Origin of the sequence: Sorangium sp. So ce185, from assembly GCF_051526825.1 — a bacterium.
GTDB classification, from domain to species: domain Bacteria; phylum Myxococcota_A; class Polyangia; order Polyangiales; family Polyangiaceae; genus Sorangium; species Sorangium cellulosum_D.
Map to the genome: position 1 here is coordinate 4,822,895 of NZ_CP150316.1, position 17,507 is coordinate 4,840,401.

Sequence of the window (17,507 nt, forward strand, 5' to 3'; positions counted from 1 at the left end):
GGCTGGGAAAAGGGGCAAGACATGATGGCTTATCGGCGGATGGTGGTGGCAGTATCGGCGTGCGTGGCCCTCGTGGCGGCGACCGCGTGTGGAGGGGGGATCGGCGACGCTGGTGACGCTGCCTCGGGCGGCGACGGGACGGCGAGCGGCGGCGACGGGACGGCGAGCGGCGGCGACTTCGGGCAGGACCCCTTCGGCGACATCGGGGGTAGCGCGAGCTCGGGCGGTGACCCGAGCGCGGGCGGAGACGCCTGCGGCAGCGAGCTCATCGCGATCGTGCGCGACTTCAAGGATACGCACCCGGATTTCGAGGCCCGGCCCGGGGAGGACCGGGGCATCGTGGAGGCTCAGCTCGGCGCGGACGGCAAGCCGGTCTATGCGGGCGACAGTGAGGGCACGTTGACCACGACCGGCAAGGAGGCCTTCGATCAGTGGTTCCGCGACGTGCCCGACGTGAACACCGCCATCCAGATATCCATCTCGCTCGTGGACAACGGGAACGGCACGTCCACGTACGACGATGCCGACTTCTTCCCGATCGACGACATGGGGTTTGGCAACGAGGACCGGCGCCACAACTATCACTTCACGCTCGAGCTCCACACCACGTTCGAATACAAGGGTGGCGAGGTGTTCACCTTCTCGGGCGACGACGACCTCTTCACCTTCATCAACGGCCGTCTCGCGATCGATCTGGGCGGTATTCACAAGCCGGAGAGCGCGACGATCGACCTCGACGCGCGCGCGCAGGACCTCGGCATCACGCCGGGCAACACGTACGCGCTCGACTTCTTCTTCGCCGAGCGCCGCACGACCGAGTCGAACTTCCGCATCGACACGTCCATCGGTTGCTTTACCCCGGTCATCAACTGAGCTCGGTCGTCCACTGACCCGGCGCGACCTCAGCCCACAGCGCCCTTCATTTCCCACCGTCCGCGTTCCTCGGCTCACCGCCCCGCCCGCGCCGTATCCCGCCCAGCGGCTCGCGCCGACCGCCCCCCGGTTCCCCCCTGGAGCGGCCGCCGTTGCCACCTTGCTCGTGGTTCGCCGCAGCAGGTAGCCTAGGCAACGATGCAGGCCAGCGACCCGTTCGGCTGGGTGGGGTCGATCATCGACGGTCAGTTCGCTGTCGAGGCGCTGGCGGGCGAGGGAGCGTTCGGCGTCGTCTACCGGGCCCGGCACCTCGGCTTCGACGCGCCGGTCGCCGTCAAATGCCTCAAGATCCCGACGGGCCTGGGCCCTGATCAGCAGGACGCCTTCCTCGCCAAGTTCCGCGAAGAGGCGCGCCTGCTCCACCAGCTCTCGCGCCGCACCATGGGCATCGTCCAGGCGCTCGACATCGGCGCTGCGGCCGCGCCGAACGGCCCCTGGACGCCGTACATCGTCATGGAGTGGCTGGAGGGCGAGACGCTGGAGCAGGACCTCCGGCGCCGCCGCGCCGAGAACGCGCCGCCGAGGAGCCTCACCGAGGCGATCAAGCTCCTCGCGCCGGTCGCCTCCGCGCTCGCCGTCGCCCACGACGAGAACGTGTCCCACCGCGACGTCAAGCCGGCCAACCTGTTCCTGCTCGGCGACCGCATGAAGGTCCTCGACTTCGGCCTCGCCAAGGTCTTCTCCGAGACGCCGACGTTCGCCGAGGCGCTCGTCCAGACGGGGCGGACGTTCCGCGCCTTCACGCCGCAGTACGGCGCGCCGGAGCAGTTCAGCCCGCGGTTCGGCGCCACCGGGCCCTGGACCGACGTCTACGCGATGGCCCTCATCCTCATCGAGGTCGCCAGCGGCCAGCCCGCCCTCTCCGGCGGCGACGTCATCCAGCTCTTCGTCGCCTCGAGCGACGAGTCGATCCGGCCGAGCTTCCGCGCTCGCGGCGTGAGCGCGAGCCCCGACGTCGAGGCGGTCCTCGGCCGCGCGCTCGCGATCCACCCCTCGCAGCGGTTCCGCAACCTCGGCGAGATGTGGTCCGCCCTCGAGGCCGCCCAGCGCTCCAGCGTCGTCGTGGTGGCGCGCGACACCCTGCGCGCGCCCGCGTTCGGCATCGACGCCGCCGACCCCGTCGACGACGACGGGCTGCTCGACTTCGCCGCCCTCCACCTGCCGCCGCTGCCGCCGCCGCCCGCGCTCTCGGTCCCGCCGCCGTCGCTGCCGCCGCCGTCGCGGCCGCAGCGGCGGCCCCCGGAGAGCAGCGGGGGCCGCGGGAGCGTGGGCCCCGAGCGGAGCGCGCCGAGGGGCCGCGTCGCCGTCCCGTTCGAGGGCGGCGAGCACCGGATCTGCACCGTCCTGTTCGCCGATCTCTCGGAGGCGACCGCGCTCTCGTCCAGGCTCGACCCCGAGGACGTCAAGGACGTCGTCGATCGCTGCTACCAGGCGCTCGCGGAGCACGTCGAGCAGATGCACGGGATCGTCGAGCGGCCCATCGGCGGGCGCGTCATGGCCGTCTTCGGCGTGCCCCGCGCGACCGACTGCGACGCCGAGCGCGCCATCGTCGCGGCGCTCGCCGCGCAGGCCGCGATCCCGCGCCTCTCGCTGCCGCGCGCGGCGCGGACGGTCCGCCTCTCGGTGCGGATCGGGATCTCGACGGGGCGGGTGTTCGTCGGCGCCGGGAGCTCGGCGCGCCAGGATCTCGCCGTCATCGGCGACGCGGTGGACGGCGCCGCGCGCCTGCAGCAGCTCGCGCCGCGCGGCGCGATCGTGATCGGCCGCGACACCCACCGCCTCGTCCTCGGGCGCTTCCGCGTCGAGCCCGTCGAGGCGAGCGCGGCGCGCGCGGCGCCGGCCGAGCCCGCGGCCCGCGGCACGGCGCTGCCGATCTACCGCGTGCTCGGCGAGGCCCCGCCGAGCCGCGGGCTCGCGCCGGACGATTTCCATGGGCTCGCGACGCGCCTCGTCGGGCGCGGCGCGGAGATGCAGCGCCTGCGCGATCTCGTCGAGACCGCCTTCCACGAGCGGCGGCCGCGCCTCGTCACGCTGGTCGGCGCGCCCGGCGTGGGCCGGACGCGCGTGCTCGCCGAGCTCGCCGCGGGCCTCGGCGGCGGGCCGGCGTCCGGCGCGCCCTCGTCCGGGCGCGGCGCCGCGCCCGCGCCGCCCGACGCGCCGTTCGTCCTCTCGGCGCAGTGCTCGGCGCTCGCGCGCGAGACGAGCTACGGGCTCGCCGGCGCGCTGCTCCGCCGCTGGTTCGGGATCCACGAGGCCGACCCGGCCCAGGTCATCCTGCGCAAGCTGCGCCTCGGCCTGCGTTGGCTCCGCCTGCGCGCCGCGCGCGCCCGCGCCTGCGCCGAGCGGGAGGCCGCCGGCGCGGGGACGAGGGCCGCGCTCGGGGGCGCGTCGCCCATCGTGACGCGCGCGTCGGCGGTCCCCCTGCGCGGGCCGGTCAGCTCGACCGTGAGCGCGCGCAGGGCGGCCGGCGCGGTGCGGTACGAGGACGACGACGAGCTCGATCCGTCCCCGTCGCTGGCGACGTCGAGCGGATCGAGCGACGTCGAGGACATCCTCGCCCGGCTGGCGGCCATCCTTGGCGCGCGGCCGGCGCCCGCGGGGCTGCTCGAGGCCGCGGCGCGCGGCAGCGTGCTGGCGAAGCGCCGGATCGCCGCCGCGCTCGCGCAGCTCGTCACCTTCGCGCTCGAGCGGACGCCGATCCTGATCGTGTGCGACGACCTCCAGTGGGCCGACGACGCCACGCTCGACCTCATCGAGGAGCTCGTGGCGCACGCCGAGGGGCTGCCGCTCAGCGTGGTGTGCGCCGCGCGCCCCGAGCTCTACGAGCGCCGCCCGGACTGGGGCATCGCGAAGGAGGCCTACGTCCGCGTCGACGCGCTCCCGCTCGCGCGGCGGCACGCGGAGGAGATGATCCGGGATCGGCTCCGCGGCGCGCCCGAGCTCGACCCGGAGCTCGTGCGCGCGCTCGCCGAGCGCGCCGAGGGCAACCCGCGCACCGTGGAGGAGATGCTCCAGCTCCTCGTGGACGCCGGCGCGATCGAGGCGCAGGACGGCGCGTGGCGCGTCCACGAGGGCGCGCTCGGCGCGCTGAGCCTGCCGCCCTCGGTGCACGGCGCCGTCCAGGCGCGCCTCGATCGGCTCGACGCCGACGCGCGCGGGGTCCTCGTCCAGGCGGCCGTCGTCGGCCGGACCTTCTGGGAGGGCGCGGTCGAGCGGCTCAGGAACGACGCCCCGCAGGCGCGCTCGCCCATGTCGAGCGAGCGCATCCTGGCCGAGCTCCAGGATCTCGATCCGCCGTTCTCGGTGCGGCACGGCGCCGGCGCGTCCACCGCCGAGCTGCTCGCGCGCCTGTGCGATCGCCAGCTGATCCGGCTCCGCTCCCCCGCGTCGTTCCCCGGCGAGCGCGAGTACGTGTTCACCGAGCAGGCGACGTGCGAGGTCGCGTACGAGATGCTGAGCCTCAAGGTCCGGCGGCGGATCCACCTGCTCGTCGCGGACTGGCTCGAGCACCGCGCGCCGGGCGACGACGGCGCGGCGCTGCTCGCGCACCACTACGATCGGGGCGGCGATCTGCGGGCCGCCGCGGCGGCGTACGACCGCGCCGCGGCGCACGCCGCGGCGATCGGCGAGGGCGCCGCGGCGGCGAGCCACGCGGCGCGGGCCCGCGAGCTCTGCGACGAGCTCGCGGCCGAGGAAGCCTAGGCGCGCCGCCAGCGCCGCGCGGAGCTAGCGCGCCGTGCGCCGCGGCCTCGGCGGGCGCGCGCCGGACACGCGCAGCGCGTGGCGCAGGGCGTCCTCCAGCTCCCCGAACGTCTCGAAGGTCCGCGCGTCGCTGCCGAGCTCGACGATCGCCTGCGCGACGCCGGGGGAGATACCCGAGACGAGGCAGCGGCTGCCGAGCAGGCTCGCGGCCCGGGCCACCTGGAGCAGGTGGTCGACCGTCGGCCCGTCCACGTCCTCCACGCCGGTCAGGTCGAGCACGGCGAAGTGGGCCTGCGTGCGGACGATCTCCCCGAGCAGCTTCTCCATGATCTGCGTGGCCCGACCGCTGTCGAGCGCGCCGATGATCGGCAGGACGAGGACGCCCTCCCACGCCTGGATGATCGGCGTCGACAGCGCGCGGATCGCCTCCTGCTGCTGGCGCAGGACGCTCGCGGTCCGCTCGCGCTCGGCGTTCTCCTCGGCGAGCATCAGGTTCTTGCCTTCCAGCTCCTCGGCGTACGCCTCGAGGCGCTCGATCGACTGGCGCAGCTGGTCTTCGAGCCGCTTGCGGTCGGTGGTGTCCCGCATCGTCACGGCCACGCCGTCCCGGATCGGCACGATCTGGTGGTGCACCCAGGCGCGCGGGCGCGACGGCTGGGCGGGGGGCGCGGGCAGGAGGATCTCCTCCTCCAGCGGCGCCCCCTTCCGGATGACGCGCAGGCACTTGTCGAGGAGGACGCCGGCCTCGGCCGAGTGCTCGAGCTCCGAGAGGCGCCGGCCGAGGAGCGCTTCGCGCTGCATCGACAGCATCGCCGCGGCGCGCGCGTTGAGGCCCGTGATCACGAAGTCGGCGACCTCCTCGCCCCCGTCGCGGTGGGACGTCATCGTGAGGAACGCGTCCATGCTGGCCTCGACGGCGGCGTGGAACCGCGCCTCGCTCTCGCGGCGCTGCTCCTCGGCGCGCCGGCGCTCGGTGATGTCCTCGGTCACGATGAGCACGTTCGTGACCTCCTGGGCGCCCCGGATCGGGCTGGCGTGGTTCGCGTACCACGCTCGCTCGCCGTTCGCCCCGAGGCCGATCACCTCGTAGTGCGCCTGGCCGCCGGACTTGAGCACGGTGTCGAGCGCCTGCGTCAGGGTCGCGTGGTACTCCGGCGACGTGAAGTCGTAGACGGTCCGGCCGAGGACGCTCTCCGGATCGAGCCCCGGAAGGGTCCGATTGACGGAGACGATCCGCGCGTCCTTGTCGGCGACGATCAGGACGTGCGGGATGCCCTCGTAGAGCGCCCGCAGCTTGTCTTCGGACTCGCGGAGCGCCATCTCGGCGGTCTTGCGCCGCGTGACGTCGCGGACGACGAAGTAGACGAGCCCCTCGTCGAGCGCGAGCATCGCGTTCCACTCGAGCCACCGGTACGAGCCGTCCTTGCAGCGGAAGCGGTTCTCGTAGGTGAGCGTCTGCGCGCCGGTGGAGAACGTGTCGGTCTCCGAGAGGGTGCGCGCCTTGTCTTCGGGGTGGATGAACTCGACGTACGGCCGGGCCATCAGCTCCTGGCGGCTGAACCCGAGCGTCCGCTCCCACGAGGGGCTGAGCTCCTTGAAGCGCCCGTCGAGCGTCGCGACGCCGAGCATGTCGACCGCGAGCGCGTAGAGGCGGCGTTGCTCCTTGTCCTCCTCGCGCACCACCGCGCGCAGGATCGGCCCCGAGCCGTCGGCCAGCGCGAGCTTCGCGAGCTGCGTGTCGGCCTGGATGAAGCCCCCGTTCGGCCGCCGGTAGAGCCATCGAAACCGCTGCGGCTCGCCGCGGCTCGCCGCATCGATGCGCTGCTTCAGGCCCTCCGCGGAGGCCTGGCCGTCGGGCTGCAGGAGGGGCGAGAGCCCGGCGAGCTCGCGGCCGAGCAGGCCCTCCCCGGGCCCGGCGAGCAGGCGCACCGCGCTCGGGTTGGCGTCGATCACGCGCCCGTCTTCGAGGAGGAGGAGCGCGTCCTCGGCCGCCTCGAACGCGGCGCGGTAAAGATCACGATGGCTCATCGTCGGCGCCGCCTGGCGCTGAGAGCGCCCTCGTGCCGGGTTGTCCTCTCGAGCTCGATCGCCAATCAGCACCTCGAGCGGCCGCCTGCGCCCCCCCTCCGTCGCTGCCGCCAACGGCCCATTGTGCAGGAAGCCTCGGTGGAGATCGAGGATCATGAGTCCGCTCGCTCCGCGGGCGAAGCCCCGCGGCCGTGCTGCCCCGAACGTCGCCCGCGCCGGCGGCGCGGCGCGCGGCGCGCTTGCCTCGGCGCAGCTCGCCCGGTTCGGCGCGGGGTGACCGTCGCATCTGGCGGCTGCGCGCGGCTGTGCGCGGCTGCGCTGCCCACACGCTTGTTGTCTGCCTGCCACTTGCCGGCGACGACCTCTCGCGTGCCGCGCGCGTCGTGGTAGCGTTGCTCTGTGTCGGGGAGGTTTCCTTCAGCGCGGTCCGCTGGCGGGTGGTTCTCGTGCGGCGCGAGGTGGGCGCGATGATCTCCGAGGCGTGCGGGCTCTGCGCCTGGCCGGCGAGCCTCGTGGTCGACGACGTGCAGCGGCACAAGAGCGCGCTCATGAATGCGGCGCTGGAGAAGCGCGCCGAGGGCAAGGAGCCGCTCGCGCGCGTGGCGTTCCGCGGCGCGCTCTACTGGCAGCGCTGGCTCATGACGAAGGAGCCTGGGCTGCACGAGGAGGCCCGTGTCGTCTCCGGGCTCGAGTTTGCGCGCGAGGCGGGCGACTGGAAGGAGGCCGATCTGCTCCTCGCCCACGCCGACAGGTCGAGCGCGCTCGCGGATCTGCCGTTCGTCGAGCACTGGAAGCGGCTCGTCGCGGAGCACTTGCCGGAGCAGGTGAGCGACGAGCACGAGCTCGAGGAGGCGTTCCAGGAGTTCCGCCGGCATCCCAGCGAGGAGGCGGCGGAGAGCGTGCGTCGCTGCGCGACGGCGATCGCGCCGCTCGGGTCGCCGGTCCCGGTGCACACGATCCTCGCGCGGGTCGCGGTCGATCGCGGCCAGACCGACGAGGCGGAGTTCCACTTCGCGGCGCTCGTCGTCTGCCGGCCGCTCTGGATCCCGTACGTCGTGCAGCTGGCCGAGCACCAGGCGAAGCTCGACCTCCCGCGCGCCCTGCGCACGATCGAGGCCGCGCGCCGCCTCTTCGGCCCCGACTTCTGGCTGCCGCTCTAGTCACACGGCCGGGGCACGCGCCGGGGGCCGCCGCTCGCGTCAGGCGAGCGCCAGCGTCCGCATCCACCCGCTGATCCGCGTCCCCGCCGGCTTGGGCCACCCCATCCGCGCGAACCGCTCCAGGAGCTGCGGCGTGTGGTCCCCGGTCCGGCTGTCCTTGAACGACGCCCGCGCCGCGTCGAGCTCCCGCGCCGCCTCGTGGAACCGCCCCTCGTGGTACGCGAGCCACGCCAGCGTCAGGTGCCGGTGCTGCCGCGGCTCCGCCTCCGCGAGCGCCACCGCCTCGCACGCCATGAGGTGCTCGCGCGCCTGCTCCGCGTCCCCGCGGTGGAGCGCGATCTGCGCGAACAAGAGCCGCGCCTCGACCAGCCCCCACGGGTCCGCCAGCGTCTCGTAGATCCTGCCGGCCGCGAGCGCGTGCTCCTCCGCGAGCTCGGGCGCGCCAGCGTCGAGCGCGACCATCGAGAGCAGCCGCTCGCACCCCGCCTCGCCGCGCGGGTTCGCGAGATCGCGGAAGCTCTGCCGCGCCGCGAGCGCGCCCGCGCGCGCCGCCTCGAAGTCGCCGAGGCGGTGATCCACGTGCGAGAGCGTCAGGTCGCACTGCGCGAGCCCGAGCCGGTAGCCGATCGCGTCGAAGTCGGTCCGCGCGGTCGTGAGCAGCGACCGCGCCGCCTCGGAGAGCGCACCGGCCTGCTCGACCATGCTCTGGAGCAGCAGGCACTGCGCCCTCCCGAGCCGATCGCCGACCTCCAGGAAACGCGCCTCCCCCGACGCGAGCACCGCCCGCGCCCGCGCGTGCTCCCCGAGCTGGTAGTCGATCTCCCCGAGCAGCACCTCGCACTGCGCCTGCCCGTGGCGGTGGCCGATCTCGTCGAAGATCGCGTGCGCGCGCGCCACGAGCCGCCGGCCCTGCGCCTCCGCGCCGACGTCCGACGCGATGTGCCCGAGCAGGCGCAGGCAGTGCGCCTGGTTCTCCCGGTCGCCGGCGTGCTCGAAGATGCGCCGCGCGTCGTCCGCGTCGCGCCGCGCCTCGTCGAGCCGCCCCGCCAGCCGCAGCGCCTCGGCCCGGAAGCGCAGCTGCGTCCCGAGCCGCGTCCCGGTCAGCACGGGCCGCGTCTCCGCGCCCCGGAGCCCGGGGCGCGAGTCGCTCCCCCCGGGCAGCTTGCCGTCGAGCACGGCGAGATCGCGCAGCGTCGCGGCGATGTCGCGCGAGCTCTGCCAGTGCGCCGCCACGTGCGCGTGCATGAGCGCGGCCGCCTCGTCGGTGTCGCCGGCGCGCAGCAGGCTCACCACCCGGTGCCGGAGGATGCGGCGGCTCGACGCGAACGGGTGCGCGCCGAGCGCGTCGGCGGCGGCGCGGAAGACGCGCGCCGCGTCCGGCTCGAGGAACAGCTGCGAGAGGAGGTGCTCCTGGAGCAGCGCGTGCGGCCAGCGGAGCCGATCGCCCACGGCGAGAAGGATCTGGGCGCGCTGCATGGCGGCGATCGCGCGATCCGCCGCGATGTCGAGCGACGCGAGGAGCGCGCGCAGGATCTCGCGCCGGATGTCGCCGCCGAGCGCGGCGGCGGCGCGCGCGCCGGTCCGGAGCTCCTCGGGCAGGGCCGCGAGCCGCTCCTCCCACAGGTCGGCCGTGGTCGCGGCCTGCACGGCCATCGACGCCTTCGGCACGAAGTACTTGCCCGCGCGGAGCTGGAGGTGGCCGCCGCCCGCCCACGCGTGCAAGAGCTGCAGCGCGAACAGCGGGTTGCCCTTGCTGCGGGCCGTCGCCGCCTCGGCCGCCGCGTCGTCGAGCGGCAGCGTCTCGCGGAGCAGCGCGTGCGTCTGCGCGGGGTTCAGCGGGGCCACGTCGAGCCGCTCCCCGCCGTAGGCCGCGAGCGCCCCCTCCAGCCGCTTCGCCGCGACCGGATCGCACTCGACCGCCTCGCTCCGGACCGTCGCCACGACCAGGAGGCCGAGGTTCGGCGCGTCCCGGTGCAGCGTGAGGAGCCCCTCGAACGTCGTCGAGGACGCGTAGTGCAGGTCGTCGAGCCAGAGCAGCACCGGCCGATCGCGGCCGATCCGCTCCAGGGTCTTGCGGATGATCAGCCAGCGCAGCTCCGGCCGGTCCAGGCGGAAGCGCTTCCCCGTCGGGCCGACCGCCTCGCTCCCGGGGGGCGACGGCTTGATCCACTCGGCGGTCGCCGCGACCCACGTCTTGCCGACCTCGTCCTCGGGCGGCACCTCCCAGAGGTTCATCAGCACCTTCTCGACGATCTCGCGCTCGGCCCGCTCCAGCCGGTAGTGCTGGGTCACGGCGCCGAGGACGCCGTCGAGCGGCGCCGCGATCCGCCGGTAGCGCGCGCGGAGCGGCACCATGAGCGCCCGCTCGTGCACCTCCTCGCAGAGCCACTCGGCCAGCCGGCTCTTGCCGACGCCCGCCTCGCCCGCGAGCAGGACGAACCGGTGCATCGCCTTCGGCGCGTCGACCATCTCGGCGACGACCTCCATGAGGCGCGCCCGCTCGCCGGTCCGGGCCACGAACGGGCTCGGCCGGAGCGCGAGCAGGCCGGTGGTCGTCACCGACGGCGGCGGGTCGTCGTCTGGAGGCTCGATCAGCTCGGGGGTGAGCAGCTCCTTGCGGCTCGGCGGCAGCCGGCCGGTCGTCAGCAACGCCAGCGGCAGCGGCGTGGCGGTCACGTTCACGTCGCTGCGCGGCTCGAACCGCTTCCAGACCCGCCGCGCGTCGCCCGCGAAATCGAAGCGGTGCCACGGCCGCTTCGCGAGCAGCCGCTTCGCGAACTTCGCGACGTCGCTCGGCACCTCCGGGGGCAGTGGCAGGTCCGGGATCGGCGAGCTCCGGTGCTGCTGGAGGAGCTCGTCGTTCGTGCCGTCGTAGACCTCGCCGCCCGCGAGCAGGGCGTAGAGGATGCAGCCGAGGGCGTAGAGGTCCGTCGGGGGCCCCACGTGGGGCGCCGCGAAGCGGATCTGCTCCGGCGCCATCCAGCCCGGGGTGCCCGCGCCCCAGCGCACGGTCGGCTCGCTCTCCCGCGAGCCGTCGAGCCGGTGATCGATCCGGTCCTGGATGAGCCAGGCGAGCCCGAGGTCGAGCACGTGCACGAGCGGCGGCTCCCCGCCGTGCTGGAGGTCGACGAGGACGTTGGAGGGCTTCAGGTCCCCGTGGATCACCCCGCGCGCGTGCGCGTGGGCCAGCGCGCCGAGGACCTGGTCGATGACGCTCCAGATGATCGGCCAGGGCAGCGGGTCCTCGAGCCGGGCGAGGTAGAGCCACTCGTGGAGCGACCTCCCCGGGACCGCGTCCATCACGAGGTACGGCGTCCCGTTGCTGAGCGCCCCGAAGTCGCGGGCCTTCACGAGCGCCGGGTGCGAGAGGCCGGCGAGCGCCCGGGCTTCCTCCTGGAACCACCAGGCGTCCTCGGGGCGCGCGGCCGCGCCCGGCCGGTCGAGCAGCTTCACGGCGACGCGCTCGTCGATCACGAGATCGCGGCACAGGTAGACGACCCCCATGCCGCCGCGACCCAGCTCGCGGCGGACCTGGTAGCGACCGGCCAGGATCGTGCCCGGTAAGAACCCTTCTTCGGACATGGCGGTGAGCGGTCCGATGATAGCCGTGCCGGCCGGGCCCGGTAGACTCGATCTCGCCCGGCTGGCCCGAGGTCGCTCGGCCCCAGTTCGTCGTGTCGCTTCCGCGGAGCGATGCTAGGTTGCGGCGATGGATGCGGCGGTTCGCGTGCTCGCTTTCGCTGGCGCGAGGGACGTTCTCGGCGCGGGAGAAGTGGCGTTGCCGCTGCCTGGCCCCTGCACCGCGGCGGAGCTCCTCGATCGGGTCTGCGCGCGCTATCCGGGGCTGATCCCCTACAAGGGCTCTATCCGGGTGGCGGTGAACGGCGTTTATGCGACGCCGAGCGATCCTGTAGGTTTCGGGGACGAGGTGGCGCTCATCCCACCGGTGGCGGGCGGCTAGGGGCCCGCGAGGGACACTTCATGTCTTCTTCGACCGGCCTCGATTCTGCGCGCGTGGGGGGAGACGCGCCGGCCCAGCGGCGGCGTTCGCTGCCGCTCGTCGGCGGCGGGGAGGCCGGCCGCCGCGCCGCCGCGATCCCGTACCGCGACGCCGTCCGCGGCGCGCCTTCCGCGCACGCCGGGCCCGCGCCGCGCAGCGTGCGCATCTCGGTCACGGATCGGTGCGATTTCGCGTGCACCTACTGCCGCCCGTCGCGCCACGACGGCTACACCGACGGCCGGCTGATGACGCCCGCCTGGCGCACCATGTTCGAGGCCCTGCGCGACGCCGGCATCCGCCGGGTCCGTCTGACCGGCGGCGAGCCGCTGCTCCACCCCGAGATCGTCTCGATCGTCGCGTCCCTCGCCGCGCTCGGCTTCGAGGATCTGGCGCTCACGACGAACGCCTCGCAGCTCGCGCGGCTCGCCGCGCCGCTGCGCGACGCCGGGCTGCACCGCCTGAACGTCTCGATCGACACCCTCGACCCCTCGCGTTTCCGCGAGATGACCCGCGGCGGCGAGCTCGCCCGGGTGCTGGAGGGCATCGACGCCGCCGTCGCGGCGGGCTTCTCGTCGATCAAGCTGAACACGGTGGTCCTCCGCGGCGTGAACGACGACGAGATCGAGCGGCTCGCGCTGTGGGCCTGGGAGCGGCGGATGGTCCCGCGCTTCCTCGAGGTGATGCCGATCGCCGAGGGCGCGCGGCTCGTCGGCGAGCACCTCGTCACCGCGGTCGAGATGAGGGCGCGCCTCGCCGAGCACCTCCTCCCCGAGGAGGCGATCTCGGATCCCGGCCTGGGGCCGGCGCGGTACGTCCGCGCGCGCCGCGACCCGTCGCTCCGCGTGGGGTTCATCACGGGCACGAGCGACACGTTCTGCGAGAGCTGCGATCGGCTGCGCGTATCGTCGACGGGCGTGCTCCGGCCGTGCCTCGCCACGGACGACGGCGTCGACGCCTCGCGCGAGGCGAAGGCCGGCGATCCGGCGGCGATCCGGCGGCGCCTGGACGAGGCGTGGCGCCTCAAGCCCGACGGCAAGGTCTGGAAGGGCTGCACCGAAGAGACGGCCTCCGCGGTGTCGATCCGCGCGATCGGCGGCTGACGCCGCGGCTGGCGCGGGCCCTGGCTCACGGATCGGCTTCCGGTCCCGCGGGCTGCCGTGTCAGATTCCGGAGCGATGTCGCACACTCCTGATCGAGCCGGCGAGGGCGCAGCGCTCTCGACCCACCTGTCCCCGAGCGGCGAGGCCCGCATGGTGCCTGTCGAGGGCAAGCCCGTCACGCACCGCCGCGCGGTCGCGTCGGGCGCCGTCCTGATGCGGCCCGAGACGATCGCCCGGGTCGCGCGCGCCGACGCGCCGAAGGGCGACGTGCTCGCCGCGGCGCGGATCGCCGGGATCATGGCGGCGAAGCGCACGCCGGAGCTCATCCCGCTCTGCCACGGGATCGCGCTCACCCACGTCGCGGTCGAGCTCGACGTGGACGAGCCCTCCGCGGCGATCCGGGTGACCGCGGCCGCGGAGGCGCTGGATCGCACCGGGGTCGAGATGGAGGCCATGGTCGCGGTGAGCGCCGCGTGCCTGACGATCTACGACATGCTCAAGGGGATCGATCGCGAGATGGTGATCTCGGACATCAAGCTCCTCGAGAAGAGCGGGGGTCGCTCCGGTCACTTCCAGAGGAGCGCGCCGTGAGCCGGATCCGCACCGAGCCGCTCCGCCTCGACGAGCTCATCGCCGCCGTGTCCCACCCTGGCGCGGGCGGCATCGCCACGTTCCTCGGCGTGGTCCGCGACGTCAACGACGGCCGGGCGGTCACGCTGCTGGAGTACGAGGCGTACGGGACGATGGCCGAGGCCGAGCTCGAGCGGATCCTCGCGGAGATCGCCGCGGAGATCCCCGGCGTGCGCGTCGCCGCGACGCACCGGGTGGGCGCGCTCCGGATCGGCGACGTCGCCGTGGCCTGCGCCGCGAGCGCGCCGCACCGGGGCGAGGCGTTCCGCGGGTGCCGCCTGCTCATCGACCGCATCAAGGCGCGCCTGCCGATCTGGAAGCGCGAGCACGGGCCGGACGGCCCGTACTGGGTCGGCTGGGAGGACGCCCGCTGCGGCGGCGAGCACGGGCCCGAGGAGCACCACGGGCACGCCCACGGCCACGGCGGCGCGGCACCTCCGGGCGGCGCCGGCGGCGCCTAGCGCAGGCGTAGCCCGGGCGGCGGCGGGGTGGAGAGCGGATCGTTCTCCTGCAGGCGGTTGTTGTGCCGGATGTCCGTGCCCTTGACGAGGAACACGACCGACTCGGCGATGTTCATCGCGTGATCGGCGATGCGCTCCAGGTACTTCGCGATCGACTGGATGCGCGTGGCCCTGTACACGGTGCTCGGGTCGCGGCTCATCATGAGGAGCACCTCCTGGAAGATGCGGGCGTAGTGCTCGTCGATCACGTCGTCGCGCGTGAGCAGCCGCTGCGCCCGGTCGCAGTCGCGGGCGACGAGCGCGTCGAGCGCCTCGTGCACCACCTCGATCGCCTCGTCCGACAGGCCTTGCAGCTCCGCCGCCGGCGCGAGCGGCGGCTCCTCGTTGAGCTCCTGCACCCGCTCGCAGACGTTCACCACGAGGTCGCCGATCCGCTCGAGATCGGTGACGATCTTGAGCGCGGTCGTGACGAAGCGCAGATCCGAGGCGACGGGCTGGCGCGTCGCGAGGATCCTCATGCAAAGCTCGTCGACCTCGCACTCCAGGCGGTTGATCCGGCGATCGAGCCGTATCGTCGCCTTGGCGAGGCCCGTGTCGCGCGTCGCGAGCGCGGTCGAGCCTTTCTGGATCATCTCCTCGACCAGGCTGCCCATCAGCAGCAGCTTTTCGCGCAGCGTGCGCAGCTCGTGCTCGTAGACCTTGCTCGTGTGCGACGTCGGCATGAAATCCCCACTCCCCTCAGCCGAACTTACCGGTGACGTAGTCTTCCGTCTTGCTTTCCTTCGGATTGGTAAAAATGGTCTGGGTCCTGTCGAACTCCACCAAATCTCCCATGTAGAAGAAAGCCGTGTAGTCAGAGCACCGCGCGGCCTGTTGCATGTTGTGCGTGACGAGCACGCAAGTATACCGCTGCTTGAGCTCGTCGATGAGCTCCTCGATGCGCGCGGTCGCGATGGGATCGAGCGCCGAGCACGGCTCGTCGAGCAGGATCACCTCGGGCTCGACGGCGAGGACACGGGCAATGCAGAGCCGCTGCTGCTGGCCGCCCGAGAGCGAGAGCCCGGACTGATCGAGCTTGTCCTTCACCTCGTCCCAGAGCGCGACCTGGCGAAGGCACTTCTCCACGAGGCCGGTCGCGTCCTTGACGGAGACGCCGTTGAGCTTGTGCCCGGCGAGGACGTTCTCCCGGATCGACATCGTGGGAAAGGGGTTGGGCTTCTGGAACACCATGCCGACGCGGCGGCGCAATCGCACCGGGTCGACCGCCTTATCATAGATGTTCACGCCGTCGATCATGACGGAGCCCTTCGCCGTGGCCCCGGGCACTTGCTCGTGCATCCGGTTGAGACAGCGCAGGAACGTCGACTTGCCACATCCGGACGGGCCGATGACCGCGGTGACCTGGCCGTCAGGGATGTCCAGCGTGATGTCGTGGATGGCGTGGAACTTGTTGAAGTAAGCGTTCAGCCGGGTGACGCTGATCTTGGCCGGCGGCGCCTCGGGCTCGGACTCCACAGAGCGGCGGTCGCCCTCCGCGTCGAGCCCGCCGCGGCGTTGTCCGGTCTGTCCATCGTGCGGTGAGTCAAACGAGCTCATCGGGTGCCTTTAACGCGCCTTGACGCTCCGGGACGTGACGATTCGGGCGAGCAGATTGAGGAAGAAGACGATGGCGATCAGCACGAGCGCGCCGGTCCAGGCCTCCTGCTGCCACTTCGGGTAGGGGGAGGTCGCGTTCCTCCAGATCTGCACCGGCAGCGAGGCGATGGGTCGGTCGACGGCGACGCTCCAGTACTGGAAGCCGAGCGCGGTGAGGAGCACCGGCGCGGTCTCGCCGGCGATGCGGGCCACGGCGAGCATCACGCCGGTGCCGATGCCCGGCGAGGCCGTCCGGAGCACGACGAGGAGGCTCGTGCGCCACTCCGGGACGCCGAGGGCGAGCGACGCCTCGCGGAGGTGCGCGGGCACGAGCTTGAGCAGCTCCTCCGTCGTGCGGGTCACCGTCGGGAGCATCACGATGGCGAGCGCGATGCCGCCGGCGAGCGCCGAGAAGCGCTTCATCGGGACAACGACGAGGGCATAGACGAACACGCCGATGGTGATCGAGGGCACGCCGCCGAGCACGTCGGCGATGAACCGGATCGCGCTCGCGAGCTTGCCCCGGCCGATCTCGGCGAGGTAGATGCCGGCGAGGATGCCTGTCGGCAGCCCGATGCAGCAGCCGATCGCGACGAGGATCAGCGTGCCGACGACCGCGTTGCCCATGCCGCTCCGCTCGTCGCCGAGCGGCGGCTTCGGCAGCTGGGTGAAGAAGTCGAGGGAGAGCCCGCTCAGGCCCTTGCTGACCACGTAGATGAAGATCAGAAACAGCGGCACCAGGACGACGACGGCGCTCGAGACGCAGAGCCCTTCGAAGAAGTAGCTGCGGGCGCGGCGCAGGCGCTCGCCGGGCGCCGGCTCGAGCAGCGTGCGTCGAGCGGCGGCGGAGGGGCGCGCCGCGGGGGCAGGGGTGTCGTTGCTCATGCGCGTCTCTCCAGCTTGCTCTTGGTCGAGCTCACGAGCCACCGGGCGAAGAGGTTGAGGAGGAGGGCGACCCCGAAGAGGAGCAGCGCGACGTTGGCGAGCGCCGACACGTACATGTCGCTCGTCGCCTCGACGAACTCGTTGGCGATGACGCTCGCCATCGAATACCCAGGGTGGAAGATCGACGCGCTGATCTTCGGGGCGTTGCCGATCATCATGGTGACCGCCATGGTCTCGCCGAGCGCCCGGTTCAGCCCGAGGATGATCGCCCCGATGATGCCCGAGCGCGCGGACGGGAGGACCGCGTAGCGGATGGTGTCCCACGCGGAGGCGCCGAGCCCGACCGCCGCCTCGCGGTGCAGCTGCGGGACCGCCTGCATCACCTCGCGCGAGACCGAGGTGATCGTGGGGACGATCATGATCGCGAGGATGACGCCCGCGGCGAACATGCCGATGCCGAGCGGCGGGCCCTCGAAGAGCGGCAGGAAGCCGAGGTGCTCGATCAGGAACGGCTCGATGGTCTCCCGGAGCCAGGGGCGGAGCACGGCGATGCCCCAGAACCCGTAGACCACGCTCGGGATCGCCGCGAGGAGCTCGACCATGAAGCCGAGCGGCTTGCGGATCCGGTGGGGGGCGAGGTCCGAGAGGAAGATCGCGAGGCCCAGCGAGACGGGGACCGCGAGCGCGATGGCGATCAGCGAGCTGACGACCGTGCCGTAGATGAACGGCAGCGCGCCGAACTGCTCGCGGGCGGGGTCCCACACGGTGCCGGTGAGGAACCCCAGGCCGAACTTGTCGATGGCCAGCCGGGACGACCGGACGAGCTCCAGCACCATCAGCGTGGGCACCGCGAGCACCGTCAGGCCGAACACCGTCAGGATGACGCGGAACGCTCGATCCGCGCCGCGCGTGCCGCGCGCCGCGTCGCCCCCGGACGCGGTCGATGCGGCTTGTTGCATGGGGACTTCTACCG

14 protein-coding genes are annotated in these 17,507 nt (G+C 73.1%); 8 read left to right on the forward strand and 6 right to left on the reverse strand.

Features of this window, described 5'->3' with window-relative positions; translation table 11 throughout:
- Nucleotides 1-21 precede the first annotated feature (21 nt).
- Both WMF26_RS17745 and WMF26_RS17750 read left to right on the forward strand, forming a co-directional pair.
- On the forward strand, nt 22-873 hold the full coding sequence (locus tag WMF26_RS17745) for a fibro-slime domain-containing protein (RefSeq protein ID WP_438001286.1): 852 nt from the start codon (nt 22-24) through the stop codon (nt 871-873).
- A 198-nt stretch (nt 874-1,071) separates the two neighbouring features.
- On the forward strand, nt 1,072-4,635 hold the full coding sequence (locus tag WMF26_RS17750; protein ID WP_438001287.1) for a protein kinase domain-containing protein: 3,564 nt from the start codon (nt 1,072-1,074) through the stop codon (nt 4,633-4,635).
- A 24-nt stretch (nt 4,636-4,659) separates the two neighbouring features.
- Here WMF26_RS17750 and WMF26_RS17755 read toward each other — a convergent pair whose 3' ends face one another.
- Nucleotides 4,660-6,663, reverse strand: coding sequence for a PAS domain S-box protein (locus WMF26_RS17755; RefSeq protein WP_438001288.1), 2,004 nt, complete (start codon nt 6,661-6,663; stop codon nt 4,660-4,662).
- 154 nt (nt 6,664-6,817) lie between these two features.
- Here WMF26_RS17755 and WMF26_RS17760 point away from each other — a divergent pair, with 154 nt between their 5' ends.
- Together WMF26_RS17760 and WMF26_RS17765 are read left to right on the forward strand one after the other, a co-directional pair.
- A complete protein-coding gene (locus WMF26_RS17760) occupies nt 6,818-6,940 on the forward strand; it encodes a hypothetical protein (protein WP_438001289.1) in 123 nt (40 codons plus the stop codon).
- 190 nt (nt 6,941-7,130) lie between these two features.
- Nucleotides 7,131-7,823 carry a hypothetical protein gene (locus WMF26_RS17765; RefSeq protein WP_438001290.1) on the forward strand — a complete coding sequence of 231 codons (693 nt, stop codon included), beginning with the start codon at nt 7,131-7,133 and terminating at the stop codon, nt 7,821-7,823.
- Nucleotides 7,824-7,862: 39 nt separating this feature from the next.
- On the opposite strand, the gene WMF26_RS17770 is transcribed toward WMF26_RS17765, so the two are convergent.
- Nucleotides 7,863-11,405 carry a protein kinase domain-containing protein gene (locus tag WMF26_RS17770; RefSeq protein ID WP_437947321.1) on the reverse strand — a complete coding sequence of 1,181 codons (3,543 nt, stop codon included), beginning with the start codon at nt 11,403-11,405 and terminating at the stop codon, nt 7,863-7,865.
- Between the two features lie 127 nt (nt 11,406-11,532).
- Between WMF26_RS17770 and WMF26_RS17775 the strand changes: the two genes are divergently transcribed.
- The 4 genes from WMF26_RS17775 (at nt 11,533) to WMF26_RS17790 (ending at nt 14,014) form a co-directional block, all read left to right on the forward strand.
- Nucleotides 11,533-11,784, forward strand: a complete 252-nt coding sequence (locus WMF26_RS17775) for a MoaD/ThiS family protein (protein ID WP_063823977.1) — start codon at nt 11,533-11,535, stop codon at nt 11,782-11,784.
- A gap of 20 nt (nt 11,785-11,804) precedes the next feature.
- Nucleotides 11,805-12,923, forward strand: a complete 1,119-nt coding sequence (moaA, locus tag WMF26_RS17780) for a GTP 3',8-cyclase MoaA (protein WP_438001291.1) — start codon at nt 11,805-11,807, stop codon at nt 12,921-12,923.
- 75 nt (nt 12,924-12,998) lie between these two features.
- Nucleotides 12,999-13,514, forward strand: a complete 516-nt coding sequence (gene moaC, locus WMF26_RS17785; RefSeq protein ID WP_020735523.1) for a cyclic pyranopterin monophosphate synthase MoaC — start codon at nt 12,999-13,001, stop codon at nt 13,512-13,514.
- The gene (locus WMF26_RS17790; RefSeq protein ID WP_020735524.1) at nt 13,511-14,014 is read left to right on the forward strand and encodes a molybdenum cofactor biosynthesis protein MoaE; all 504 of its coding nucleotides are present in this window, start codon (nt 13,511-13,513) and stop codon (nt 14,012-14,014) included. Before moaC ends, WMF26_RS17790 begins: the two co-directional genes overlap by 4 nt.
- On the opposite strand, the gene phoU is transcribed toward WMF26_RS17790, so the two are convergent.
- The 4 genes from phoU to pstC are packed head-to-tail and all read right to left on the reverse strand — an operon-like array spanning nt 14,011 to nt 17,493.
- Nucleotides 14,011-14,736 (reverse strand): phosphate signaling complex protein PhoU, encoded by a 726-nt coding sequence (gene phoU / locus WMF26_RS17795; protein ID WP_020735525.1) that lies wholly within the window; start codon nt 14,734-14,736, stop codon nt 14,011-14,013. The genes WMF26_RS17790 and phoU overlap by 4 nt on opposite strands.
- A gap of 16 nt (nt 14,737-14,752) precedes the next feature.
- Complete coding sequence (gene pstB / locus WMF26_RS17800) at nt 14,753-15,610, reverse strand: phosphate ABC transporter ATP-binding protein PstB (RefSeq protein WP_437947326.1); 858 nt, start codon at nt 15,608-15,610, stop codon at nt 14,753-14,755.
- A gap of 9 nt (nt 15,611-15,619) precedes the next feature.
- A complete protein-coding gene (gene pstA / locus WMF26_RS17805; RefSeq protein ID WP_437338207.1) occupies nt 15,620-16,534 on the reverse strand; it encodes a phosphate ABC transporter permease PstA in 915 nt (304 codons plus the stop codon).
- Nucleotides 16,531-17,493: a phosphate ABC transporter permease subunit PstC gene (pstC, locus tag WMF26_RS17810; protein ID WP_438001292.1), complete on the reverse strand. Its 963-nt coding sequence runs from the start codon at nt 17,491-17,493 to the stop codon at nt 16,531-16,533. The genes pstA and pstC overlap by 4 nt, the downstream gene beginning before the upstream one ends.
- Between the last annotated feature and the right edge of the window lie 14 nt (nt 17,494-17,507).